The sequence below is a fragment of the Neisseria sicca 4320 genome (genome assembly GCF_000193735.1).
Taxonomy (GTDB): domain Bacteria; phylum Pseudomonadota; class Gammaproteobacteria; order Burkholderiales; family Neisseriaceae; genus Neisseria; species Neisseria sicca_E.
Genome location: NZ_AEPF01000151.1, coordinates 12,168 through 38,640, shown reverse-complemented (window position 1 = coordinate 38,640; position 26,473 = coordinate 12,168). Strand labels below are relative to the sequence as shown.

The 26,473-nt window shown below is 50.8% G+C and carries 21 protein-coding genes and 1 pseudogene; 11 read left to right on the top strand and 11 right to left on the bottom strand.

All coding sequences use genetic code 11. The features are described from left to right. Positions 1-13: 13 nt before the first annotated feature. The 3 genes and pseudogenes from NSCA4_RS13265 to grxD form a co-directional block, all read right to left on the bottom strand. A pseudogene (locus NSCA4_RS13265) lies at positions 14-331 on the bottom strand (DUF2322 family protein). Between the two features lie 253 nt (positions 332-584). After that, complete coding sequence (upp, locus tag NSCA4_RS0112070) at positions 585-1,211, bottom strand: uracil phosphoribosyltransferase (protein ID WP_016688350.1); 627 nt, start codon at positions 1,209-1,211, stop codon at positions 585-587. 126 nt (positions 1,212-1,337) lie between these two features. After that, positions 1,338-1,649, bottom strand: coding sequence for a Grx4 family monothiol glutaredoxin (grxD, locus tag NSCA4_RS0112065; RefSeq protein ID WP_016688349.1), 312 nt, complete (start codon positions 1,647-1,649; stop codon positions 1,338-1,340). Between the two features lie 366 nt (positions 1,650-2,015). Here grxD and rpsU point away from each other — a divergent pair, with 366 nt between their 5' ends. Together rpsU and NSCA4_RS0112055 are read left to right on the top strand one after the other, a co-directional pair. Further along, positions 2,016-2,228, top strand: coding sequence for a 30S ribosomal protein S21 (rpsU, locus tag NSCA4_RS0112060; protein ID WP_016688348.1), 213 nt, complete (start codon positions 2,016-2,018; stop codon positions 2,226-2,228). Positions 2,229-2,446: 218 nt separating this feature from the next. Continuing rightward, positions 2,447-2,893 (top strand): GatB/YqeY domain-containing protein, encoded by a 447-nt coding sequence (locus NSCA4_RS0112055; protein ID WP_029609763.1) that lies wholly within the window; start codon positions 2,447-2,449, stop codon positions 2,891-2,893. A gap of 161 nt (positions 2,894-3,054) precedes the next feature. Here NSCA4_RS0112055 and rpoH read toward each other — a convergent pair whose 3' ends face one another. From rpoH to NSCA4_RS0112040, 3 genes are all read right to left on the bottom strand, one after another. Continuing rightward, positions 3,055-3,918, bottom strand: a complete 864-nt coding sequence (rpoH, locus tag NSCA4_RS0112050) for an RNA polymerase sigma factor RpoH (protein ID WP_003744881.1) — start codon at positions 3,916-3,918, stop codon at positions 3,055-3,057. Positions 3,919-4,191: 273 nt separating this feature from the next. Next, on the bottom strand, positions 4,192-5,733 hold the full coding sequence (gene lnt / locus NSCA4_RS0112045; RefSeq protein WP_016688346.1) for an apolipoprotein N-acyltransferase: 1,542 nt from the start codon (positions 5,731-5,733) through the stop codon (positions 4,192-4,194). 81 nt (positions 5,734-5,814) lie between these two features. After that, positions 5,815-6,681, bottom strand: coding sequence for a DUF808 domain-containing protein (locus NSCA4_RS0112040; protein WP_016688345.1), 867 nt, complete (start codon positions 6,679-6,681; stop codon positions 5,815-5,817). A 345-nt stretch (positions 6,682-7,026) separates the two neighbouring features. On the opposite strand from NSCA4_RS0112040, the gene trpA reads away from it, so the two are divergent. The 9 genes from trpA to NSCA4_RS0111995 all read left to right on the top strand — a co-directional run bounded on the left by trpA (position 7,027) and on the right by NSCA4_RS0111995 (position 20,894). Next, complete coding sequence (gene trpA / locus NSCA4_RS0112035) at positions 7,027-7,812, top strand: tryptophan synthase subunit alpha (protein WP_016688344.1); 786 nt, start codon at positions 7,027-7,029, stop codon at positions 7,810-7,812. 59 nt (positions 7,813-7,871) lie between these two features. Further along, positions 7,872-8,747: an acetyl-CoA carboxylase, carboxyltransferase subunit beta gene (gene accD / locus NSCA4_RS0112030; RefSeq protein WP_016688343.1), complete on the top strand. Its 876-nt coding sequence runs from the start codon at positions 7,872-7,874 to the stop codon at positions 8,745-8,747. Between the two features lie 395 nt (positions 8,748-9,142). Further along, positions 9,143-11,422, top strand: a complete 2,280-nt coding sequence (locus NSCA4_RS0112025) for a NosR/NirI family protein (protein ID WP_029609762.1) — start codon at positions 9,143-9,145, stop codon at positions 11,420-11,422. A gap of 153 nt (positions 11,423-11,575) precedes the next feature. Continuing rightward, positions 11,576-13,546, top strand: a complete 1,971-nt coding sequence (gene nosZ / locus NSCA4_RS0112020; protein WP_016688342.1) for a TAT-dependent nitrous-oxide reductase — start codon at positions 11,576-11,578, stop codon at positions 13,544-13,546. A 209-nt stretch (positions 13,547-13,755) separates the two neighbouring features. Continuing rightward, entirely contained in the window at positions 13,756-15,111 is a 1,356-nt protein-coding gene (locus tag NSCA4_RS0112015) for a nitrous oxide reductase family maturation protein NosD (protein WP_016688341.1), read from the top strand. Positions 15,112-15,389: 278 nt separating this feature from the next. Further along, positions 15,390-16,286, top strand: a complete 897-nt coding sequence (locus NSCA4_RS0112010; protein ID WP_016688340.1) for an ABC transporter ATP-binding protein — start codon at positions 15,390-15,392, stop codon at positions 16,284-16,286. After that, positions 16,283-17,113, top strand: coding sequence for an ABC transporter permease (locus NSCA4_RS0112005; protein WP_016688339.1), 831 nt, complete (start codon positions 16,283-16,285; stop codon positions 17,111-17,113). Before NSCA4_RS0112010 ends, NSCA4_RS0112005 begins: the two co-directional genes overlap by 4 nt. Beyond that, positions 17,110-17,604, top strand: coding sequence for a nitrous oxide reductase accessory protein NosL (locus tag NSCA4_RS0112000; protein WP_016688338.1), 495 nt, complete (start codon positions 17,110-17,112; stop codon positions 17,602-17,604). Before NSCA4_RS0112005 ends, NSCA4_RS0112000 begins: the two co-directional genes overlap by 4 nt. A 623-nt stretch (positions 17,605-18,227) precedes the next feature. Then, positions 18,228-20,894, top strand: a complete 2,667-nt coding sequence (locus NSCA4_RS0111995; protein ID WP_016688337.1) for a calcium-binding protein — start codon at positions 18,228-18,230, stop codon at positions 20,892-20,894. Positions 20,895-21,462: 568 nt separating this feature from the next. On the opposite strand, the gene NSCA4_RS0111990 is transcribed toward NSCA4_RS0111995, so the two are convergent. The 5 genes from NSCA4_RS0111990 to NSCA4_RS0111970 all read right to left on the bottom strand — a co-directional run bounded on the left by NSCA4_RS0111990 (position 21,463) and on the right by NSCA4_RS0111970 (position 26,194). Next, on the bottom strand, positions 21,463-21,927 hold the full coding sequence (locus NSCA4_RS0111990) for a ProQ/FINO family protein (protein ID WP_016688336.1): 465 nt from the start codon (positions 21,925-21,927) through the stop codon (positions 21,463-21,465). Positions 21,928-22,156: 229 nt separating this feature from the next. Further along, on the bottom strand, positions 22,157-23,257 hold the full coding sequence (gene aroC / locus NSCA4_RS0111985; RefSeq protein WP_016688335.1) for a chorismate synthase: 1,101 nt from the start codon (positions 23,255-23,257) through the stop codon (positions 22,157-22,159). Between the two features lie 104 nt (positions 23,258-23,361). Then, positions 23,362-24,132: a sulfite exporter TauE/SafE family protein gene (locus NSCA4_RS0111980; protein ID WP_016688334.1), complete on the bottom strand. Its 771-nt coding sequence runs from the start codon at positions 24,130-24,132 to the stop codon at positions 23,362-23,364. Positions 24,133-24,248: 116 nt separating this feature from the next. After that, complete coding sequence (gene trmA, locus NSCA4_RS0111975) at positions 24,249-25,331, bottom strand: tRNA (uridine(54)-C5)-methyltransferase TrmA (RefSeq protein ID WP_016688333.1); 1,083 nt, start codon at positions 25,329-25,331, stop codon at positions 24,249-24,251. Between the two features lie 146 nt (positions 25,332-25,477). Further along, on the bottom strand, positions 25,478-26,194 hold the full coding sequence (locus NSCA4_RS0111970) for a GntR family transcriptional regulator (protein ID WP_016688332.1): 717 nt from the start codon (positions 26,192-26,194) through the stop codon (positions 25,478-25,480). Between the last annotated feature and the right edge of the window lie 279 nt (positions 26,195-26,473).

Here is a 26,473-nt window from a genome sequence, read left to right as displayed (position 1 = left end):
GCATAGCTGATATTTAAGCGTTAACCGGCTTTAGAAGCAATCTGAGATTTTCGTTTTTCACTTGCAACAGCAGATCGATATTGGGATGTTTGCCCGGATTGACTTGCGCATCGGCAACGTGTTAGGCAAACCAGTCCAAACCCTGCGCGGCGGCGGCGGCATCGAGTTTGCCGCCGAAATTCAATCCCAAAGCGTTGTAGAGTTTCAGCGAGCCTTGCTTGCCGGGCGCATTGGGAATGTGATGGACGGCTTTGCCTTGTGCGTCGAGGATGTCGAGTCCGCTCAAATGACCGATGTCAGGCATGGCGGCGAGGTTGTCTTGGAAGCTCATGTGTGTCCTTTCTAACATGGGATTTTCAACGAAAAATACCTTGTATAGTGGATTAAATTTAAACCAGTACGGTGTTGCCTCGCCTTAGCTCAAAGAGAACGATTCTCTAAGGTGCTGAAGCACCAAGTGAATCGGTTCCGTACTATCTGTACTGTCTGCGGCTTCGTCGCCTTGTCCTGATTTAAAGTTAATCCACTATGAAAAGGTCGTCTGAAACCCATACATTCAGTTTCAGACGACCTCAAATCACGAATCAGCGCGTACCGAAAATCTTATCGCCCGCATCGCCCAAGCCGGGGATGATGTAGCCGTTTTCGTTCAGATGGCTGTCGAGGGCGGCGGTGTAGATGGTAACGTCGGGATGCGCTTCATTGACGGCTTTGACGCCTTCGGGTGCGGCAACGAGCACCAAGGCTTTGATATTTTTGCAGCCTTTCGCCTTCAACAAATCAATGGTAGCAACCATAGAGCCGCCGGTAGCGAGCATGGGGTCGATAATCAACGCGGGACGCTCGTCCATGCTGTCCACGAATTTTTCAAAATAAGAAACGGGTTTGAGCGTTTCTTCGTCGCGCTGCAATCCGACCACGCTGATTTTGGCGGTCGGAATCAGGTCGAGCACGCCGTCGAGCATACCCAAACCGGCACGCAAAATCGGCACGACGGTCAAGGTTTTGCCCTTGATGCGGTCGCCTTCGATTTGACCGCACCAGCCGTCGATAATGTACTTTTCAACTTCAAAATCACGGCTGGCCTCGTAAGCCATCAGGCGCGCCAGCTCGGTAGTGAGGGTGCGGAATTTGTAAGTGCTGCAATCGGCCTCGCGCATGAGCGTGAGTTTGTGGCGGACAAGGGGGTGATTGATAACGGTTACGTTCATTTGGCAGGCCTCGGATTGTTTTTGAATGGGCGTAATTATACTTTTTTTTGAATACTCGGAAAAGCAGGCAGAACACGGAAAAAGGTCGTCTGAAAAAGTTTTCAGACGACCTTTTGCTATATTTCATCAAGCTTTCAGCAAATCTTGCAATTCACCGGCTTCGTACATTTCCATCAAAATATCGGAACCGCCGACAAACTCGCCGTTGACGTAAAGTTGCGGGATGGTCGGCCAATCGCTGTATTCCTTAATGCCTTGGCGGACGGCATCGTTTTCCAAAACATTAACGGTTACATAGTCGGTACAACCTGCGGCATTAAGAATTTGAACGGCGCGGGATGAGAAACCGCATTGCGGGAACTGCTTAGTGCCTTTCATAAACAAAACAACGCGGTGGGTGGTAACAACTTCTTTAATTTGGTCATGAATAGAGGTCATGGTGTGGTATTCCTTACTGACATAGTCGGTTAATCAAGAGTTGCGCCATTATACGCAAATTAATGCGACTGGTGTCGGATGTTTAAAAAAGGTTTCCGAAACCCCGATACTGTTTTTCAGACAATCCACCAGCTTGACAGTAACTGCCTAATCAAAGATAATCCCGCAATTCATTTGCAGCCGCATCGACGGCATACCCGGCGCCAAGCCGACTTGTTAGGAGGTGATGTTTACATCACGGCGCGTATCCCGCCGGTCGCAAGACACCCGAGATACAAACAACCACTTTTTTTACAAGCCGCCTTTTTTACCTTTATCCCTTTCGGCGGTTTGAAACCAGAATTAAATTTATTTAAAGGAAATAAAATGCCTGCAATCCGCGTTAAAGAGAACGAACCCTTCGAAGTAGCCATGCGCCGTTTCAAACGTGCCGTAGAAAAAACCGGCCTGTTAACCGAGCTGCGCGCCCGTGAAGCTTACGAAAAACCGACTACCGAGCGCAAACGCAAAAAAGCCGCAGCCGTAAAACGTCTGCAAAAACGCCTGCGCAGCCAAAAACTGCCTCCTAAAATGTATTAACACGTCTATTGCAGTTCTGAAACTGTTATGTCGTCGCAACACACTGTGAGGATTTCCCTGCGGTGTGTTTTGTTTTCCATGCATCTTTAAGACCTATAAAATAAGTTTAACAAAATAAAAGGGTTGAAAGGTGCCATGAAGAACTTTTTACTATTATGCAGCACTACAATATTAGCAATGCTTGCAACAAAATATCTAATTTTTCTGAAAGTAATCCTATGAGCCTAAAAGTACAGTTAGCAGAAGATATGAAAACAGCGATGCTTGCCAAAGATGAAACGGCTTTAAGCACTATCCGCCTGATCGATGACGCCATCAAACGATTCGAAGTGGACGAGCGTACGGAAGCCGATGACGAAAAAGTAATTGCCATCATCACCCAAATGGCCAACCAGCGCAAAGACAGTTCCAACATCAACGCCGAAGCAGGCCGTCAAGACTTAGCAGATAAGGAAAATGCCGAAATCGAAATCCTGCACCGCTATCTGCCGCAAATGATGTCTGAAGAAGAAATCCGTACTGCCGTGGAAACCGTAGTCGCCATGACAGGGGCTTCCGATTTGACTGATTTAAACACAGCAATGAGCGTTCTGGAAACTCAGATTGAAGGCAAAGCCGATATGGGTGAAGTCAACAAAATCCTCAAAGATGAATTAAGTTCGTAATTACAATTAAATACCAGCTATTAGACCAAATAGCTCGTGCCCAAGTGTATTCAACAAAACAAGAAGGTCGTCTGAAACCGATATTTCGGGTTTCAGACGACCTTTCTTTTTCCTTCTACTGAACTGTTTTGTTCTTTAAACCTAATGACCTGTTTTGTTTCTTAAACCGCTTCAGCTTCTTCCGCGAGGAAACCGCGCAGTTTTTGCATGGCTTTGGCTTCGATTTGGCGGATGCGCTCGGCAGATACGCCGTATTCGGCTGCCAATTCGTGCAGAGTCAATCCGCCATCGTCTTGCAGCCAGCGGCTTTCTACGATACGGCGGCTGCGGTCGTCCAATTGCGCCAATGCGTTTTGCAGACCTTCGGTTTGCAGGGCGTAATGGGCTTGTTTGGACAGTTGGCGGCTGGGTTCGGCATCGTGGTCGGCAAGCCAGTCGATGGGGGCGAAGCTATCTTCGTCGTCGTTGTTGTCCGCCATGATGGCGATGTCGTGTCCGGTCATGCGTTGTTCCATTTCCATGACTTCAGACAATTTTACGCCCAAATCGTCGGCGATGTCTTGCGCTTCTTTCGGAGACAAGGCATTCAGGTTTTTACGCATGCTGCGCAGATTGAAGAACAGTTTGCGTTGCGGCTTGGTGGTCGCCACGCGCACCAGTCGCCAGTTGCGCAGGATAAACTCGTGGATTTCGGCCTTAATCCAGTGTACGGCAAATGAAAACAGGCGTGCGCCACGACTAGGCTCGTAGCGTTTGACCGCTTTCATCAGTCCGATGTTGCCTTCTTGGATCAGGTCGGCCTGGTTCAGTCCATAGCCGTCGTAGCCTCGTGCGATGGATACGACGACGCGCAAATGGGAAAGAATGAGTTGTTTGGCGGCGTTAAGGTCGCCTTTTTGCTGACGCTCCGCGAGTTGGCTTTCTTCTTCGGGCGTCAACATGGGAATGCTGTTAACAGTGTGAATGTATTGCTCAAGGCTGCCGTTGCCGCTGTGAATGACGGGTAATGCAAAGGCGTTGTTCATAAGAGGTGCTTTCCTTTATATGATGCAGAGACTGTTGTTTACTTGTTGTTTGCCGTGCAGTATATCACTGCCTGTTGCCCTATCGTATGCTGTCAAATGCCTTTTTCTGTAAAAGACTGTTTGATAGGTGAATTTTTATCTTTTATAAAACTCGATTGATTTTGAAAATTTGACTGGTTTACTGGGAATAAGTTCAGTATATTACAAACATTCTTGTATGTAAATAATTAATTTCAAGAAAAACGGCCTTATAAAAAGACCGTTTTCTCAAACTCAATCTGCTTTTTTCCTGATTAAAAACAGTGTGATGGCAATAATCGACAATACCCCGATCAGCCACAGCGAACCGCCTGCCTTCATATAAGGGGTTTCGCCGACATAGCCTTTGACATGTCCTTCCAAGACGGCATCGGTATTGGGTTCACTCTCAGCAATGATGCTGCCTTTAGGGGAAATAATGGCGGTTGCACCGGTATTGGTGGCGCGAACCATATAGCGTCCAAGCTCCATCGCGCGGGCTTGGGACTGCTGAAGCTGTTGATACATCGCGTTGGAATCGCCATACCATGCCATATTGCTGACGTTGGCAAGCAGCGTAGCGTTTTTGGCGGTGGCGATGAGTTCGTCGCCGAAGCCGTCTTCATAGCAGATATTAAAGGCGACTTTTTGACCTTTCATGGTTAAGGGAGCCTGTGCTGCCCCGCCGCGACGGAAGTCGGCAAGCGGCATATTCATCAGCTTATACAGCGGTTCGGTCAGAAAAGGCAGCGGTTTGTATTCGCCAAAGGGAACTAAATGATTCTTGGCGTAATACGGGAGGTCGTCTGAAATATCATCGTAGTCGCTCAAATTGATTACGGCGTTTTCGTATCCGCTGCCGTCTGCGGTATATTGACCGATACCGACCGCCAACGCGCTGCCGTTCGTGCGCGCCTGTTCGGCAAACTGCGTCAGGATGTTTTCCGGCAAATCCTGACGCATCACAGGCAATGCGGTTTCTGGCAGGATAACGATGTCGGCAGATGTTTTGCTGATTTGACCGTAGTATTTCTGAATGGTGGGGACGACTTGTTCTTCGTCCCATTTCAGGCTCTGCTCGATATTGCCTTGCACCAGCGCGACGGTACTGGTGCTGCCGTCGGGTCTAGTAAAGTCGGCTTGCTGAGCGATAAAGCCGACGGTACACAACATAACAATCATGCACATCGGCAGCAGGCGTCGTTTCAGACGACCTGTATTGTCAATCAGCAACACCAGCCACGCGCTGACAAATGCCGTCGCAAGCGTAACCAGATGAATACCGCCCAAAGGTGCAAAGCCGGCAAGCGGGCTTTCTTTGACGATTTGGGAATAGCCGAGCGCACCCCAGCCGAAGCCGGTCAACAGGCGTTCGCGGGCAAATTCCGCCAGAGTCCACAAAATCGGCAAAACGATGCCGACCTTAACCCAGCGCGGCAGATGAAATTTCTTCCACAGCCAAAAACAGGCGGCAGGATACAGCGCGAGAAACGCAGGCAGCAGGAAAGTCAGCGGAATCGCGTATAAATTAGGCAAGCCGGAAACATCGTGCAGCGCGGTATGTATCCAATAAAACTGTGTCGTATACGCAATCAGCCCAAACAGATAGGCGGTAGAAACGGCAAAGCGCGGACGCAGTTCAATCAGTCGGATCAGCGCGCCAAACAGCAAAGGCATCAGCCAAAAATGGTAATAAGGCGCGAAAGTCAACGGCGTGGCGGCGGCAATCAGGATCACCAGCGGCCAGTACAGCACAGGATGCTGCCAATATTGTTCAAGTTTGCGGAAAATGTTCATTGCAGAGAAAAGAAAATAAGAGGTCGTCTGAAAATACAGCCTCAACAAAGTTGAACCATTTTCAGACGACGTATCGGTTGTTTAGTGTTTTTGAAACAGCTTCATCAAAGGCAACGCCACGGCGCAGGCGATAGCACCGGCAATCAGCCCGACGGCAAGGTTGGCGATATGCTCCATCAAGCCGCTATCCCAATGTTGCGCGTGTAAGAAATCATGCAAAAAGCCCAAGTTGTGCGCAATCAGACCGCCGCCGACAAGGAACATGGCAAGCGTACCCACCACGCTCAAACCGCGCATGAACCAAGGCATAAAGGCAATCAAGCCCCGTCCGACCGTTTGGATGCCCGTACTTTTCTGACGCATCAGCAACATACCGAAATCATCAAGCTTGACGATGACGCCGACCAAACCGTACACAAAAACCGTCATACCGACGCCGATTGCCGCCATGACCAGCGAACGGGTCATCAGGTCGTATTTTTCGACCACGCCCAAAGCAATAATAATGATTTCGGCAGACAGGATAAAATCCGTACGAATCGCGCCTTTAATCTTTGTTTTTTCGTCCAGCGTTTCGGCGGCAGCTTCCTCGCCATCATGCGCTTCGTGGCGGTGTAGAAACTTATGCAGCAGCTTTTCCACACCCTCGAAACACAAATAAATCCCGCCTATCATCAATAAAGGCGTAATCAACTTAGGCAAAAAGGCGGACAGCAACAAAGCCAGCGGCACCAAAATCAGCTTATTCACCAAAGAACCTTTCGCCACCGCCCAAATAATCGGCAGCTCGCGTTCCGCCGACACGCCGGTAACCTGATTCGCATTGAGCGCCAAATCATCGCCGACCACGCCCGCCGTTTTCTTGGCGGCCATTTTGGTCATCAGGGCAACGTCGTCCAAGACAGCGGTAATATCGTCCAAAAGGGTGAAAAGCGAGGCAAAGGCCATGATATATTTCCGAAAAAGGGTCAGATTGAAGAAGCCGGCTATTATAACCGAGAAAGTATGACACCGAAGGCTTTCAGACGACCTTTAATGGAAATTAACGGAATTTGGCGGGAAAGTTGAAGCATTTTCGAAGGCAACTGCCCGATATGGGCAACAATTCAAATCATCACGGCTTCCATAACAGTAAAACAACCGCCCTGCCCTTTTTCAGACGACCTTTCCATACAGAAAACAATCAGAAATGTCATGCAGTTTCGCCCGAAACAGACAGTCAATGCTATACTTGCCAACTTATTGTCGATGAAAACCGGCTGGAAACAGCCGTTACGGAAACGAGAAATCAAGATGAGCAGAATCCAGCAAACCTTTGCCGCACTTGACGGCGCAAAAGCCCTGATTCCCTATATCACCGTAGGCGATCCCAATCTCGACACCACGCTTGCGCTGATGCACAGTTTGGTTGAAAACGGCGCCGACATCCTCGAATTAGGCGTCCCTTTTTCCGACCCGATGGCGGACGGCCCGACCATCCAGCGCGCCGCCGAGCGCGCGTTGGCAAACAAAGTTTCCCTCAACGACGTATTGAATGTCGTACGCCGCTTCCGCGAAACAAACGGCAACACGCCCGTCGTCCTGATGGGTTATCTGAACCCGATTCACAAAATAGGTTATCAGGCATTTGCTCAAGCGGCGGCTGAGGCCGGTGTGGACGGCGTGCTGACCGTCGATTCCCCTGTTGAAACGATCACCCCGCTGCACGACGCACTCAAAGCGCGCGGCATCGACTGCATTTTCCTGATTGCCCCGACCACGACCGAAGAACGCATCCAAACCATCGCCCGTGTTGCAGGCGGCTTTGTCTATTACGTTTCGCTCAAAGGCGTTACCGGCGCGGCAAGTTTGGATACCGAAGAAGTTTCGCGTAAAATAGAGCTTTTGCGCAAGTATATCGACATCCCGATCGGCGTCGGCTTCGGCATCAGCAACGCCGAAAGCGCGCGCAAAATCGGGGCCGTTGCCGATGCCGTCATTGTCGGCAGCCGCATCGTCAAAGAAATTGAAAACAACGCAGGCCGCGAAGCAGAAGCCGTCGGCGCGTTGGCTAAAGAATTAAAAGACGCAATCCGTTAAGGCCTTTTCCGAAAACACACGCAAAGGTCGTCTGAATCCCGAATTCCAAGGAGTCATCCATGAGTTGGTTAGACAAAATCCTACCGCCCAAAATCAAAAACCGCAGCAAAGACGAAGGCTCGTCCAACGTTCCCGAAGGTCTGTGGCACAAATGCCCGTCCTGTTCGGCAACCATCTACTCGACCGAGCTTCAGCAAAACGACCGAGTTTGCCCAAAATGTAACCACCACAACCCGCTGTCCGCACGCGAACGTCTCAATTTGCTTCTGGACGAAGAAGGCCGCGAAGAAATCGCCGCCAACATCAAACCGACCGACCCGCTGAAATTCAAAGACAGCAAAAAATACCCCGAACGCCTGACCGCCGCGCGTAAATCCACCGGCGAAGACGACGCGATGGTCGTCATGAAGGGCTTTATGAACGGCTTGCCGGTCGTGATTGCCGCATTTGAATTCCGCTTTATCGGCGGCTCTATGGGTTCCGTCGTCGGCGAACGCTTCGTCCAAGGCGTACGCCGTGCCGTAGCGGACAACTGCTCTTTCATCTGCGTTGCCGCATCAGGTGGTGCGCGTATGCAGGAAGGTGTCAACTCATTGATGCAGATGACCAAAACCAGCGCGGCATTGCATCTTCTGACTGAAAAACACCTGCCGTTCATCTCCGTCCTGACCGATCCGACCATGGGCGGCGTATCCGCCAGCTTCGCCTTCCTCGGCGATGTCGTGCTTGCCGAACCCAACGCCCTTATCGGTTTTGCCGGTCCGCGCGTTATCGAACAAACCGTCCGCGAAACCTTACCCGAAGGCTTCCAACGTGCAGAATTCCTGCTGGAAAAAGGCGCTATCGACCAAATCGTCGACCGCCGCAACATGAAACAGCGCATCAGCGACCTGATTACCCTGCTGCGTCGCCAAGACAAAGTCAACGCCGCTTAAACCGAGAAGGTTTGAAATAACAAAAGGTCGTCTGAAAACTGATTTTTCGGTTTTCAGACGACTTTTACGATTTGGACGGCTTCTATGAAATACATACATTAAATAAATACGCCTTAAACACATACGGCAATTCAAAATTCCATTATTTCCAAAATAAGCAAAAAACATATAATAACTTTGTTTTCTATTTCTATTTGCAATTAAATCAGGCTCATATCGATATACTCACAAAGTATTACTTACCGCCAAAACCTGGTTTTAAGATTTGTAAACTTGATATAAGTCAATCTATCGCTTGTTTAGATTCATGTAATATTAATGTTTAGAGTATCGAGTAATCGGGGATAGTCATGTCCTGCCTTAAAACGAAACGCACATCCGGCATCTTGAATATGATGCTGTCGATGCTTGCTGTATTTGTCCTATTATTTTCGACACTGCCCGCCTATGCCGAGCGTTTGCCGGAATTCCTGTCAAAAATCCAGCCTGCGGAAATTTTTCCAGGTGCAGACCGCTATGGCAAGCCGGAAGGCAAACCTATGGTTGCCCGCGTTTATAAGGGCGACGAGCAGTTGGGCTTGGTGTATATCACAACGGACGTGGTCAACACGCGCGGTTATTCGAGCAAACCGATTGATACGATGGTGGCTTTGGCCAACGATGGAACGGTCGCCGGTGCGAAGCTGGTCGACCACCACGAGCCGATTATGCTTATCGGTATCCCGCAGTCGCGCGTGGATAAATTCATCGATAAATATATCGGTTTGAATTTCATTAAGAATCCGCCTACTCCGGGCATTGCCCCCGGGGACATTATCAGCGGCGCGACCGTTACGTTGATGGTAATTAACGACAGCATCCAGCGTTCGTTTAAAGTGGTTGCCGGCAAATATGGTTTGGGTACCGACAAAGCCGTTCAGACGACCTCTGCCAATGCTGCGGATACGCAGCAGGCTGCGGAACCTGCGACTCAAACCCGCCCTCGCCGCGCTGTCAATCCGGACAAACAGGACATCCAATCTTGGAATGCCCTTTTGGAACAAAAAGCCATCGGTCATCTGCATATTTCAGTGGATGAAATTAACAAGCTGTTTGAAAAAGGCGGCAAAGCCGGTGTTGCCGACCACGCCGAACAAGGCGCAGGCGACGATACCTTCATCGATTTGTACACTGCCGTAGTCAGCCAACCCTCCATCGGTAAAAGCCTGCTGGGCGAACAAGGATGGAAAAACCTGCAAAGCCGTCTGCAACCCGGTCAACAAGCTGTCTTGGTCGCCGGCGAAGGTCGCTATTCTTGGAAAGGTTCGGGTTATGTCCGCGGCGGTATTTTCGACCGTATCGAGATGATTCAGGGCGAAAACAGCTTCCGCTTTACCGACGCAGAACACGAACGCTTGGTCAGCCTGGCTGCCGAAGGTGCGCCCCACTTTAAAGAAGTATCATGGTTTACCATTCCTGCCAATGTGGAATTCGACGCTGCCGAACCTTGGCGTTTGCAGCTGATGGTTCAACGCGTATTGAGCGTAAACGACAAAGCATTCGTCACTGCCGACTTGGATTACGAACTGCCCAAAGGCTATTATATCGATGACCCGAAAGCACCGCCCGTTGAAATCAGCGCACCAGTAGAACCTGCCGCCGCAGCAGCCGATGCTGCAGATACCGGTAACGGCATTGCCGACCAAGCCAGTGCCGACGACGGCGCATCCAACCAACTTTGGAAACAAGTTTGGAAAGCGAAACAGGGGCAAATCATCGTAGTCAGCATCGCATTGACCATCCTGCTTTTGGTATTTCTGTTCCAAGACTGGATTGTCCGCTACGAAAAATGGTACGACCGTTTCCGCTTGGTATTCCTGACATTTACCTTGGTTTATATCGGCTGGTACGCTCAGGCACAATTGTCTGTCGTGAATACGCTGACCTTGTTCTCCGCCGTCTTGACCGAATTCCGTTGGGACTTCTTCCTGATGGATCCGATTGTGTTCATTTTGTGGCTGTTTACCGCCGCCACCATGCTGTTGTGGAACCGCGGTACATTCTGCGGCTGGCTCTGCCCCTTCGGTTCGCTGCAAGAGTTGACCAACCGAATCGCCAAAAAATTGGGCGTGAAACAAATTACCGTGCCGCACCTGCTGCACACGCGCCTGACCGCGATTAAATATGTGATTTTCTTCGGTCTGTTGGCGATTTCGCTGTACGACTTGGGCACTGCTGAAAAATTTGCCGAAGTAGAACCCTTTAAAACAGCGATTATTTTGAAATTCGTCCGCGAATGGTGGTTTGTCGCGTTTGCCGTTGCCCTCTTGGTTGCCGGCTTGTTCATCGAACGCTTCTTCTGCCGCTATCTGTGCCCGTTGGGCGCAGGCATCGCCCTACCCGGCCGCTTCCGCGTATTCGACTGGCTGCGCCGCTACAAAATGTGTGGCAACCCTTGCCAAATCTGTACGCACGAATGCCCCGTTCAGGCGATTGCACCGGAAGGCGACATTCATCCGAACGAATGTATCCAGTGCCTGCACTGCCAAGTCATGTACCACCATGACACACGTTGCCCGCAAGTTGTGGCAACCAACAAGAAAAAACAAAAACAGGCGGCGGCGAAAGCCGAACCCGAAACCGCATCTGCAACACAACAGCCTACCGAGCAGGTTGTGCAGTTTGTGAAAAAATAAACCGCCCCACGGCCGGCAAATAATCTAAACCCCTAAAGAACCCTTAAAAAATGCCGGTCCACCCGTAACCATACTTATAAACATAAATTCGTTTTTTTGATCGGCAGGTCGTCTGAAAACGCCGGCTGCCGAATTTTATCCAAGGAGTGTTGTATGTCAGACGAAAAATTAGAACAAAACGGTTTAAGCCGTCGTTCATTCTTAGGTACTGCCGCCGCTTCCGGCGCAGGTATTGCCGGCGCCGGTCTGTTGGGATTGGCAGGCTGCTCCAAAGAGGGTGGCGACAAAGCTGCTGCTTCAGGTGCTGCGCCTGCATCCAAAGCCGAAACCCGCTCCTCTGCCGAACCGGGTAAACAGACCTCCGAAGTCGGTCCGGGCGAGCTTGACCAATATTACGGTTTGCTCTCCGGCGGTCAGTCAGGCGAAATGCGCTTGATCGGTTTGCCCTCCATGCGCGAACTGATGCGTATCCCTGTGTTCAACATGGACAGCGCGACCGGTTGGGGCCGTACCAACGAGAGCCTGCGTATTTTGAATGAAAAAAATACGCCGGAAACCAACAAATTCCTGAAAGATGCCGGTTTGCGCTGCCTTCCTAACGGCGACTTGCACCACCCGCACTTGTCGTTTACCGACAAAACTTACGACGGTCGCTACGCGTATGCCAACGACAAAGCAAACAACCGTGTTTGCCGCGTCCGCTTGGACTTCATGAAAACCGACAAAATCACCGAAATCCCTAACGCTTCCGGTATCCACGGTCTGCGTCCGCAACGTTATCCGAAAACCGGCTATGTATTTGCCAACGGCGAACACATCGTACCGGTAAGCGGCGTGGGTACTTGGAACGATCCTAAAACTTGGAATGCCGTTTACACCGCCATCGACGGCGAAACCATGGACATCGCATGGCAAGTATTGGTGGACGGCAACTTGGACAACGGCGATGCCGACTACCAAGGCAAATACTCCTTCGCCACCTGCTATAACTCCGAACGCGCCCTGACCGTACAAGGTGCTTCTTCCAACGAGCAAGACTGGTGCGTGGTCTTCAATCTTGCCGCCATCGAAGAAGGCATCAAAAACGGCGACTTCAAAGAAGTCAACGGCGTGAAAGTGCTGGACGGCCGTGCAGAAGCCAACTCCAAATATACCCGCTACATCCCCGTGCCAAACTCTCCACACGGCTGTAACGCCTCTCCTGACGGCAAATACATCATGCTCAACGGCAAACTGTCTCCGACCGTTACCGTATTGGATGTCAGCAAACTGGACGATTTGTTCGCAGGCAAAATCAAAGAGCGCGACGTGGTTGTCGCCGAACCCCAACTGGGTCTCGGTCCTTTACACACCGCGTTTGACGGTCGCGGCAACGCCTACACCACGCTGTTTATCGACAGCCAAATGGTTAAATGGAACATTGACGACGCGATCAAAGCCTACAAAGGCGAGAAAATTGATCCGATCAAACAAAAACTCGACGTTCACTACCAACCGGGTCACAACCATACAACCATGGGTGAAACCAAAGACGCCGACGGTAAATGGCTGGTATCCTTGAACAAATTCTCCAAAGACCGTTTCCTCAACGCCGGCCCGCTGAAACCGGAATGCGACCAGTTGATCGACATTTCCGGCGACGAAATGCGTTTGGTTCACGACAACCCGACCTTTGCCGAGCCGCACGACTTATGTCTGTTTAACGCATCCTCCATCAACCCGAAAAAAACTTGGGACCGCAACGACCCATGGTTCTGGCAAGATGCTTTGGAACAAGCGAAAAAAGACGGAGTCGAGCTGGAGAAAACCTCCAAAGTCATCCGCGAAGGCAACAAAGTCCGCGTATACATGACCGCGATTGCGCCTGCATTCAGCATCCCGCAATTCGAAGTGAACCAAGGCGACGAAGTAACCGTATATGTCACCAACGTCGAGACCATCGAGGACTTGACCCACGGCTTCACTTTGGAAGGCTACGGCATCGCCATGGAAATCGGCCCGCAAGCTACCCAATCGGTAACCTTCAAAGCTCTCCGTCCGGGCGTACACTGGTACTACTGCCAATGGTTCTGCCACGCCCTGCACATGGAAATGTCCGGTCAAATGATCGTTAAACCCCGATAATCGGGTTTAACGGTTTATCACTGACTTAACGAAAAGGTCGTCTGAAAAAACTTTCAGGTCTTAGCGAAACCCGCTACCCTCGTTTTCAGACGACCTTTTATAGCAGAACCGTTTGGACGCAACAGACCGTTCCGCTATAAAACAAAAACACAGCCCTTACAGGCAGGCATTACCATGCCGACGCACACTGCACGAATCAGAGGAACTCCATGCACACACCCAAATTCAAAACATGGCGACGCACTGTCCTGACGTTTATGTTCGGCAGTATGATTCAAACGACCTTTGCAGCCACCATTGACGTTTCCCCGAACGACAACCTGCCCGAAGTCATCGCGCGTGCGCAAGCAGGCGATACGCTCAAACTCGCCTCCGGCACTTACAAAACCAAGCTGCTTATCGACAAACCCATCACCATCGAAGGTCCTGCCGACCGATCCGCCAAAATCGAAGGTGACCGCACCGGACGCACCATCTCCGTCACTGCCCCCGACGTTACCCTGCGCAATCTTACCGTTACCCGTTCCGGCATGAGCCTGCCTGCCATGGACGCCGGCATCTACCTCGAAGAAACCGCACCCCGCGCCCTGATCGAACACAACAACATCCTCGACAACTCCGTCGGCGTATATATCCACGGCTCGGCGGAGTCTATGGTGCGCGAGAACAAAATCGTCGGCGACGCCACTTTGCGCGTCAACGAACGCGGCAACGCCGTTACCGTCTGGAACGCTCCCGGCGCGCAAGTTATCGGCAATGACATTTCCAAAGGCCGCGACGGCATTTTCTCCAACACCAGCAAAAACAACACCTACAAAAACAACCGCTTCAGCGACCTGCGTTTCGCCGTCCACTACATGTACACCAACGACAGCGAAGTCAGCGACAACATTTCCGTCGGCAACAATATGGGCTACGTTTTGATGTTTTCCGACCGCCTCAAAGTACACGGCAACATCGCCGTCGGCAGCCGCGACCAAGGCATCATGCTCAACTACGTCAACTATTCCGAAATCAACGACAACATCATCAACAAAGCCGGCAAATGCGTTTTCGCCTACAACGCCAACTACAACAAAATTGTCGCCAACCATTTTGAAAACTGCGAAATCGGCATCCACTTCACCGCCGCCATCGAAGGCACCTCCCTTTCCGACAACGCCTTCATCAACAACGAAAGCCAAGTCAAATACGTCAGCACACGTTTTCTTGACTGGGGCGAAGGCGGACGCGGCAACTACTGGAGCGACAACAGCGCATTCGACCTCGACGGCGACGGCTTCGGCGACAGCGCGTACCGTCCCAACGGCATCATCGACCAAATCGTCTGGCGTGCCCCTGTTGCCCGCCTCCTGATGAACAGCCCCGCCATCAGCATCGTCAAATGGGCGCAGTCGCAGTTCCCCGCCATCCTTCCCGGCGGCGTGATCGACAGCAAACCGCTGATGAAAGCAGGAAGCAACAAAACCACCACCAAATATGAGGCAATGAAAGAACAACTGTTGCAAGAAGCCAAAACCAATCAATCCAAATGGGGCGATGCCGAAAACGGCGCATTGAACTGAGCGGAACGCCGTGAACACCTCCTGCAAGGTCGTCTGAAAACTTTTCAGACGACCTGATCGACAAACCCGCAGCAAAGCTTTGCCCCATCATTGCCGTACCAACGGGAATCCGCCACAATTACGATGCAACCCGCGATACAGGCAACAGTCCAAAACATAAACCCATAACAAACGTCGTCTGAAATCCCTCTCTCCTTTTTCAGACGACCCCATACGAAGAACGCCCTTTCAGACGACCCCAACGTCGTCTGAAACCCAATCCACACAAGGAAGCACTAATGAGCGCACACCATGTCGAATTGAGAAACGTAACCAAACGCTTCGGCGCACAAAAAGCCGTCAACCAAGTCGATTTAGTCTTGAAGGCAGGCGAAAGTGTCGGGCTGGCCGGACACAACGGCGCAGGCAAATCCACGCTCATCAAATTAATACTCGGGCTGATTACCCCGACCGAAGGCGAAGTCATGCTGCTGGGCGAGCGCACCGGCAGCAAAGCGGGTGCGCAGTTGCGCAGCCAAATCGGCTACCTGCCCGAAACCGTCGCCCTGCACCCTTCCCTCAGCGGCATCGAAACCCTCAATTTCTACGCCAAACTCAAAAAACAGCCGCTCACCAAAAACCACGAGCTTCTCGAGCGCGTCGGCATTTCCCAAGCCGCCCGCCGCCGCGTCGGCACCTACTCCAAAGGTATGCGCCAACGCCTCGCCCTCGCCCAAGCCCTGCTGGGCGAACCCAAAGTATTACTGTTTGACGAACCCACCACAGGCCTCGACCCCGCCTCGCGCCAAATGTTTTACGAAGTCGTGCGCGAACTCAACGGACACGGTGCCACCGTCCTCCTCAGCACCCACGCCCTTGCCGAACTCGACGGCCACGCCGACCGCATCGTCGTCATGAAGAACGGCGTCAAAGTCGCCGACGGCAGCATGGACGAGTTGCACGTCCAAAGCGGCCTCCCCCTCACCGTCAACATCCGCCTCAAAGCCCCGCGTCCCTTAAGCGAACGTTGGCAGCCGCTTTCAGACGACCTCAGCTATCGGGCGCAATGTCAGGCTGAAGAACGCATGGCATTACTCAGCGAATTGGGCAACCTGTCCGGCCTCGCCTACCTCGACATCCACACACCCACACTCGACGACATGTACGCACAATTCTTAAAAAGGGAGGACGTATGAACCCCGTTTGGATTATCACCGGAAAAGAAGTCCGCGACAGCCTGCGCAACCGCTGGGTACTCGCCGCTTCCGTCCTGCTCGCCGCCCTAGCCCTCTCATTGGGCTTCCTCGGCAGCTCGCCGACAGGCTCGGTTAAAGTCGATCCGCTGACTGTAACCGTCGTCAGCCTCTCCAGCCTGTCCATCTTCCTGATCCCGCTCATCGCCATGCTCCTCTCCTACGATTCCCTCATCGGCGAAATCGAACGCGGCACCATGGCGCTGCTGTTGAGCTACCCCGTTTCCCGCAACCAAATCCTTGCCGGAAAATTCATCGGACACCTCATCATCCTCGCCCTTGCCACCACCGCAGGCTACGGAATCGCAGGCATCACGCTCCAACTCGCCAACGGCAGCTTCGACATCGCCGCATGGAAACCCTTCGCCCTCCTGATTGCCGCCAGCGTCATTTTGGGCGCGGCATTCCTGTCCATGGGCTACCTCATCAGCGCGAAAGTGAAAGAACGCGGCACCGCCGCCGGTATCGCCATCGGCGTTTGGCTGTTTTTCGTCGTCATCTTCGACATGGCACTTTTGGGCATCCTCGTCGCCGATACACAGCAAGCGATTACCGCCCCCGTCGTCGAAACCGTCCTCCTGTTCAACCCCACCGACATCTACCGCCTGCTCAACCTGACCGGTTACGAAAACACCGCCATGTACGCCGGCATGGCAGGCTTAAGCGAACAAATCAGCCTGACCATGCCCGTATTGCTGACCGCGCAGATATTATGGGTTATCATTCCCCTTATCTTGGCAGCAAGAATTTTCGGAAAGCGACAAATATGAAAAAGATCTTACCCGCGCTCCTCGCCACCCTACTCCTGAGTGCCTGCCCCAAAGCAGAAGAGACTCCGCCGCCCGCGCCGCAACAAATCAGCGACCGCGCCGTGGGACACTATTGCAGCATGAACCTGACCGAACACAACGGTCCCAAAGCCCAAATCTACCTCAACGGCAAACCCGACCGCCCCGTCTGGTTCTCCACCATCAAACAGATGTTCGGCTACACCAAGCTGCCCGAAGAGCCTAAGGGCATCCATATCATCTACGTTACCGACATGGGCAAAGTCAAAGACTGGAGCAAACCCAATGCCGACGCCGCATGGATAGACGGCAAAAAAGCCTACTACGTCATCGAAAGCGGCTTCATCGGCGGCATGGGTGCAGAAGACGCCCTCCCCTTCGCCGACAAAGCCCAAGCCGAAAAATTTGCCAAAGAAAAAGGCGGCCGCGTCGTCAGCTTCGACGAAATGCCCGATTCCTACATCTTCAAATAATCCCTTCGCGTCAAAAAGGTCGTCTGAAAACCTTATCCATCAGGTTTTCAGACGACCTTTAAGCATATGGGAAATATATGTGGCGAAAAAATGGTTGCAATTCTGTTTAGAGAGAATTTCATCTGAAACTAAAATTGTTCGACAGACTGGTCAGTAGAGCATTTTAAAAATGATATTTAATGCATTCCATTTAATAAAATTTTTCCCTATGACAATTGTACAATTGAAAATTTTGCAGCAATCCATTGCAGTCGTTTGAATTAAGCAAAAAGCAAATAATGTATCGCCGCAATTTCAGATCAAATTAGACCGTATGCATCCTAAAAAAGCATTCCCCATGCGCAAAAATTCAACACCATTACAAAAAAGCAATTAACTCATTATATTATTTAAGAAAAATGAAAATGCGATATTTATTTTTCGAAAAATCAGAACTTTAAATAAAATTTTGAGTCAAACCGCCTATGCCATATTTATATCCGTTCGTATCTTAATCCAACATTACCTTGAAATGCCATGCTAAATTACTATTTCATTACATTCAGACACGAGCACCTACGAAGAAACTGCCACCTATCAGCATAACCTTCTGATTAATCTTTATTTATACGGAAAACACCATTATGAATACCCGAGTCACTCACCTTTCATCAGAAAAGCAAAGCCGCAGCGAATCAACTTTGACAGATGCGGCAAACGCAAACTATTTAACTTACATTCGCAGCAACACCAGCCGTACGCTTGCTGCCGGAGAAAAAAATCTGATTCTAGAAGGTGATGCCAATATCTTCGGGGCAGGAAACAACGCCGATAACATCCTTATCGGCAACAGCGGACGTAACCGTCTTAACAGCGGACGCGGCAATGATACCGTTTACGGTGGCGGCGGTGATGACACCATCAACGGCGGGGAAGGCATCGACTTACTGTTCGGTGAAGATGGCGACGATACATTAAACGGGGAAGCCAGTGACGATGTACTTAACGGTGGTGCAGGTAACGATACCTACATTTTCAATGCGGCAGGCGGCAGGGATACCATTATCGATACCGAGGGAAACAACCGCATCCGCTTTACCGGAGGCTTGCGTGCCGAAGATTTGACAATAACGGCTGTTGCCAACAATGATGGTGGGCAAGATTGGAAAATCTCCATTAAAAACACAGATTCCGTACTGACCATCAGCAACCAATATACTGCCGGAAGCAGCGTCCCTGCCATCCATCAATTTGTTTTTGACAGCGGTGTTTTGAATGTAGCCGAATTTGTTCGTGCGACAAAAGCCAACATTGAAACAGCGAAACCACAAAACCTGACCATTAATGGAACCGATTCAGACGACGTTTTAAATGGTAGTGACGGTAATGACATTATTGACGGCAAAGCCGGTGCCGATACGATGAGCGGAGGATGGGGAGACGATACTTATTATGTTGATAATGTCAAAGATGTCATTATCGAAGGAAAAGGCGCAGGTACCGATACCGTAATCAGCAGCGTTTCCTACACAGCGGCAACCAATGTTGAAAACGTTACCTTGACCGGCAATGCCAATATCTTCGGCGCAGGCAACAACAGCGACAATATCTTGACCGGCAATGCCGGACACAACCGGCTCAACAGCGGACGCGGCAACGATACCGTTTACGGCATGGGTGGAAATGACAACCTTAACGGCGGCGACGGTGATGATTACCTGGATGGTGGCGAAGGGAACGACAACATCAATGGCGACGCAGGCAACGACACTTTAATCGGCGGCAAAGGAAAAGACACCCTGAAAGGCGGCGCAGGTAACGACACCTATATTTTCGGCGACGATGATACGATTATCGACGACCAAGGAAACAACACTTTGCGTTTTTCAGACGACCTCCGTATCAAAGACCTCAAAATCAGCGTCAATGACAACGCACAAGGCGGGAAAGACTGGTTGATTACGTCCGCAAACGGCTCCGCATTGATTCGGGACCAAATCGGCTCAGACGGCAAAGTTGCTATCGGACGTTTTGAACTGCTCGGCGAAACCTATACCCAAGAATCCCTGCTCAAAGCTGTTGCCAATTCAAACAAACAACAAGGTTCGACCATCACCGGTACGGCAAGAGACGACATCCTTACCGGTACAGAGCAAAACGATACCATCGACAGCGGAATCGACGGACGTGACCGTCTGTACGGACTAGGCGGAGATGACATATTGCGTGATAGCGGAACAAGCTATTTCGGTAATGAACGCGATGACGAACTCTACGGCGGCGACGGCAATGATAAATTGTATGCCGACATTGGTGATGATTATCTGGACGGCGGTGCCGGCGATGACCATCTTGAAGGCGGACAACACAGAGATACTTACGTCTTTGGTAAAGGATACGGACACGATACCGTCTTTGACTACAATTTCAATCTTGATCCCGAATTCAACCCCGATGGAATGCCAAACGCCAATACCGTTAAATTTACCGGCGGCCTGACTTTGGATGATTTAGAAATTTCGATGACTCAAGGCTATGACAAATCAGACATTGATCATATCCCTACCGATTCCGAATTCATTATTATTCCCCGTCTGAACGGCGATACTTGGAGCATTTCAATCAAAGGGACAAACGATGTCCTGACTATTAAAAACCAATCCGGCATTTACGGCGCAATCAGCGAATTCCAGTTTGATTCCAAAACCTATACCGTTGGCGAAATCATTGAGCATTTTGGTCTGAATGTGCCTCACTTTGACAAAGCCGGTAACCTTGTCCACAACCTTACCGATAAGGTTGACTGGTATGGTATTGATCAGAGGGGATACAACCGCGTTGTTTACGGATCGGCTGATAACGATACTGCGGACTTTTCAGACGTGATCGGTAAAGTTACCTTCTACGGTGGCAATGGGGAAGATAGTATCACCTTAGGAAGATACAATCTCATTGACGGCGGTACGGGTAATGATGCCATTTTCGACTCCGGACACTCGGTTAAAAATACCATTATGTTTGGGAAGGAAAGCGGACACGATACATTGCACAATATCCGCACAGAAGCAGATACTACCGTTCTCTTCTCAGGAAATTTAACGATTAAAGATGTCGAATTGACCACAGGCAAAGACTGGGTTGTGAAGCTGAAAGGTTCAAATAACGCATTGACTATCAAGGATATGGTTCATTCCCCATCCGGTCATGATACGGTTGACACCTTTAAATTTGAAGGTGGCGAAAGCTATACCGCTACCCAATTCCTGAATGCTTTAGGTATGGATAGCACCCTCAACCAAGGCTTGATTTAACCGTCTGGAAGGTCGTCTGAAAACTTCCCGCATTATCGGTTGGAAAAGTTTTCAGACGACCTTTTGTTTTGTCTTGATGATAATTCCCAACACCAAATGCCGCTATTTTCCAATACTGATTCAATATGTTGTATGTAATGCAACAATTTAAGAATTTCCATAAAAGCCGTTGACAATACTTCTTTATTATGTCAAAATTACGCCCGTTGAGTTGCTTGATGCAGCTTGATTTTTCTCCTCTATTTCTCCTTTGTAGACTTGGCGCATATCCCAAACGATATGCGCATTTTTTTATCTTGATTTTCCAAGTTTAAAATAAAATCAAATAAAACAAGATATTCCCATCTCTTCTCCAATTCTCTCGTACACGAAAACCCATCTTCAGAAAATGTGTAAGCCCAGATCAAAAATCAACAAAAAACACGTTTGTGAATCCCTACCAAAGCAAAAATCATAGGCGCAAAGCGTGTTCCTCTTTCCCCTCCTCCGTTAATTTGAAATACTGATAAAAAAGGTCGTCTGAAAACGGAAAATCCGTTTTCAGACGACCTTTTAAAATCATGAAGTATTATTCAGCGTTGTTTAGTGCCGCTTCTTCAGTTTCGACTGCTGCGCCGACTTGTTCGGCTTCTACTGCCTCAGTTTGCACTGCCTGTTTGGCGGCTTGACGCTCGGCTTGTTCTGCCAGAGCCTGTTGGACAAACGGATGCTGTTGGGCGATGGCTTGTTCTTCCGCACTGACTTCGCCTTTGAAGCGGTTGTTCAAATCAAAACGTTTTCCACCGCGCGCCAGGGCTTTGAGGTAGCGGGGACGGCGGCAATGGTTGGCGAGAACGCGGGCGATCAGGGCAGGATCGTATTGGGGCAGCGCGGCAACAAGGTCTTGGTCGATGCCGACGGCCAGCGGTTTGAATCGTTTGAAGACGTCGTATTTGCCGTAGATGTAGTCGGCAATCATGTCGGTCTGTTTTTTCTTGCTCATGGTTTGAACGGCGGATTTCAAAGCTGCGCCCAAAGCAGTTTCTTGTGTCATGTCGTTTGTATTCCTCTAAAATAAAGCCGTGCGTTTCGCTACGGCACGGTAATGGCGGTATTTTAGTATAAAGCCTGTGTTTTGGCTAAGTTTTTTTACGAATGTTCGATTGTAAATGTTTATTTTACGGACGACGCCGACACACCTGTCGCCATAGCGTTGCGAAAAGGTCGTCTGAAAACGTTCGGCACAATCCGCCATGTTTGTTTTCAGACGACCTCTTTCAATTTTATCTATGCTGCTTGGTAATGTCGGGCGTATCAACAACTACGTCGGCATTTTGCGCACGATGGCGCAGGGCGTGATCGATGAGTACCAGCGCGAGCATGGCTTCGGCGATGGGGGCGGCGCGGAGGCCGACGCAGGGGTCGTGTCTGCCGTGCGTAGCGAGTTCGACGGGGTCGCCGTTGATGTCGATGCTGCGGCGCGGGGTGGCTATGGAACTGGTGGGTTTGATGGCGATGTTGACGTGGATGTCTTGTCCGGTGCTGATGCCGCCGAGGATGCCGCCTGAGTGGTTGGACAGGAAGCCTTGCGGGGTAAGTTCGTCGCCGTGTTCGCTGCCGCGTTGGACGACGCTGCTGAAGCCCGCACCGATTTCTACGCCTTTGACGGCGTTGATGCCCATCATGGCGTAGGCGATTTCGGCATCGAGGCGGTCGAAAACGGGTTCGCCCAAGCCAACGGGGACGTTGGCGGCTTCGATATGCAGCTTCGCGCCGACAGAATCCAATGATTTGCGCACGCTGTCCATATAGTTTTCCAGCTCGGCGATTTGGCTTTGGTTGGCAGCGAAGAAGGGATTTTCGGAAATGTGTTCGTAGCCTTCAAACTGAATTTCTTTTTCGCCGACTTGGGTAACGTAGGCGGTGATTTCTGTACTGAATTTTTCTTTCAACCACTTCTTGGCAACGGCTCCGGCGGCAACGCGGGCGGCGGTTTCGCGGGCGGAGCTTCTGCCGCCGCCGCGGTAATCGCGCGTGCCGTATTTGTGCCAGTAGGTATAGTCGGCATGACCGGGACGGAAGCTGGTGGCGATGTTGCCGTAGTCTTTGCTGCGTTGGTCGGTATTGCGGATTAAGAGGGCGATGGGTGTGCCGGTGGTTTTGCCTTCGAAGACGCCGGAGAGGATTTCGACTTGGTCGGCTTCGCGGCGTTGGGTAACGTGGCGGCTGGTGCCGGGTTTGCGCCGGTCGAGGTCGGTTTGGATGTCTGATTCGGTCAATGCCAGTCCGGGCGGGCAGCCGTCGATGATGCAGCCCAAACCTGCGCCGTGGCTTTCGCCGAAGGTGGTAACGGTGAAGAGTTGTCCGAAAGTGTTGCCTGCCATGTTTTCCCTCTATCGGTCATATACTGAAAGATGAAGGATTTTAGCATACAAAGGTCGTCTGAACCGCTTTCAGGACGCGAATCCTGCTATGGTGCGCCCCATCTCTATCGAATCAAATCCCAAGCAAATTTGCCTATGGTCAGACACAGCAACACCATAAATCCGTAACGCAGAAACTTGGTTCCGCCGCGCATCGCCAATTTCGCGCCGACCACGCCGCCGCACAAATTCGCCAGCGCAAGTGGAATTGCCCACGCCCACACGACATGACCTTGCGGGATGAAAACCGCCAGCGCGGCAAGGTAGGTGGTGGAATTGATGACTTTGGCGGATGCGTTCGCCGTCAGGAAATCATAACCGTAAAAACGGACGAATACGAAGGCCAGCAGGCTGCCTGAGCCCGGCCCGAAGATGCCGTCGTAAAAACCGATGAGCGCGCCGAAGAGTAAGCCCCATAAGGTTTCGCGGCACGTCAATTTTTTGGTGCGCACCGCCTGCCCCAAGTCTTTTTTCAAAAAAGTATAAAGGCACATGGCCACCATGATGACCAACATCGCCGGTTTCATGTAGTGCACGGGCAGATACGCCACGGCATTCGCGCCCAGATAGGAAGCGGCAAACGCCAACGCGGCGGTGGGCAGCAGCATTTTCCACGGCAGGGGGATTTTGCTCAGGTATTGCCCCGTTGCAGTCAGCGTGCCGCATAAGGCAGCGAATTTGTCGGTGCCGATGACCGAAGCCACGGGCGTGGAAGCGGGCAGCAGGTTGAACAGCCCCGGTATTTGCAACAATCCGCCGCCGCCAACCGCCGCGTTCATCAGTCCGGCGCAAAATCCGGTGAGCAGTAAGAGGTAGAAAAAGGAATCTACGGGCATGATGATTCAGGCTTTATTGGAAATTTCTTATCAAGGAAAAGGTCGTCTGAAAACAGTTTAGCACATGAAATCCATGTTTTTAAAATGTTCAGACGACCTTTTTCAAACCCGCTTCTTTATTTTTTCTTCAAATAAACGCCGCTTTCGATATGGTGCGTAAACGGAAACTGATCAAACAACGCGGCGCGTTCGACAGTATGGGTTTGGCAGAGGGTGTCGAGGTTCGCGCGCAAGGTTTCGGGATTGCAGGAAATATAGATAATGTTGACAAACCGGGAAACCAGCTTCAACGTTTCATCATCGACGCCGGCGCGGGGCGGATCGACAAAAATAGTGGAAAAATCATAATCTTTCAGCGAGATACCCTGCTCTTGCAGGCGGCGGAATTCGCGGCTTTGCGTGTAGGCTTCGGTAAATTCTTCCGCAGAGAGGCGGGCGATTTTGATGTTGTCCCTTTGGTTTGCCTCGATGTTCCATTGAGCGGCGTAAACGGAAGTTTTGGACACTTCAGTCGCCAAAACCTGACGGAAATACTGCGAGAGCGGCAGGGTGAAATTGCCGTTGCCGCAATAAAGTTCAAGCAAATCGCCGCTAAGATTTTGCGCAACATCACACGCCCAGCCGAGCATTTTTTCGCACACGCGGGCGTTAGGCTGGGTAAAGCTGCCTTCGACTTGGCGGTAGCGGAAGGTTTTGCCGTTTACGTTCAGCTCTTCGGTGATATAGTCTTGAGTCAAGACGATTTTCTGCCCCCTACTCCGACCGATGATATGAATGCCCAATTCACGCGCCAAAGCTTCAGCCGCACGTTGCCACGCTTCGCCCAGCTTTTTGTGGTAAATCATGGTAAAGAGCATCTCGCCGCTCAGTGCAGACAGAAATTCTACGGCGTACCAGCGGTTTTTGAGTTCGGGATTTTGCGCGGCAGCTTCGATGAGTTTGGGCATTAAGGCATTGATGGACTCAGAGGCGGCGGGAAATTGGTCGTAACGTATCAGACTTGCGCCGCTCGCTTTCTGCCCGCGCTCGAACATGGCATAAAACATTTCACCACCTTCATGCCAAATGCGAAATTCGGCGCGCATCCGGTAATGCTGTTCGGGAGATTCGAAAACTTGAATTTCAGGAAAATCCAAACCTTGGAAAAGCTGTTGCAAGTATTGGATTTTTTGGTCGAGCTGTTGCGTATAAGCGGTCATTGGAGAAATGTCTCATGAAAAAATGCCGTAATGTCGGTTTGGTCGGCAGGTTAGCGTAAAAATGTTTAACAACAACGAAATGCTGACAAAGGTCGTCTGACAACCTACCCACGCTCGTTTTCAGACGACCTTTTATCGGCATTTGATTACTCGCCTTCGTATTTGCGTTCCAAACGCTCCACGCATGCGCTTAAGTGTTTGCGCATGACTTTGACGACGCGGTTGCGTTTGCCGTTGACCAGCAGGTCGAGGATTTCGCGGTGTTCGGAATGGGTATGGGGATTGATGGCGCGTTTTTCATGACGCTGCGCATCGAAGACGGCGACGATGAGCGAAGAGCGGGCGCACAGGGTATTCATGATGTCGAACAAGACGTAGTTATCGATCAGGCGCGCGAGTTCGACGTGGAAGGCGTTGGACAGGCGGTTCCAACCCACGCGGTCGCCGCTGTCGGATGCCTGTTCTTCACGCTCGATCATGGTGTAAAGCGGCTGGAGGCGGGTTTCCAAATCGGGCATATCGGACAGAAGGTTCAAAATCATGCTTTCCATTTCGATACGCGCGTTGAACACGTCCTGCATTTCCTTCAAATCGGGAACATGGACGAACGCGCCGCGATTGGGCTGCAAATCGACAATTTTGTCGTGTGCCAACAGGGACAGCGCGCCGCGCACGGTATTGCGCGAGCAAACCATCTGGCGGCACAGCTCGGATTCGGTCAATTTTTTGCCGGGCAGCAAAACATGGTCGGTAATGCCGTCCAAAATCAGGGCGTAAACGCGAAACAGCTCCGAATCATGCCTGCCTGCGGGCATCATGGAAGAAGGGGTGGGCGCATGAAGGGTTTCGTTATCGGTATTCATTATTTAAGCTCTCCTCATGGTCTGACGCGGCATATTGTTTGAAATTACTGGAAATTTCCGACGGTATTGAGCCGCCCCGTATCGCTTTTTGCTTGATTCCATTTCAATATGGCACGAAACCTGATTAAGATATAATTAAAAATTGTTGACAATCCCTAACTAAGCTTGCACAATACGTCGAAAGGCCAAGTTATAAAGGCTGATAGAGAGAGAATCCACAATAAGCAAGCAGATATATTCATGGTGTAGCGTGAATATATCTGCTTTTTTGTCGGGCGG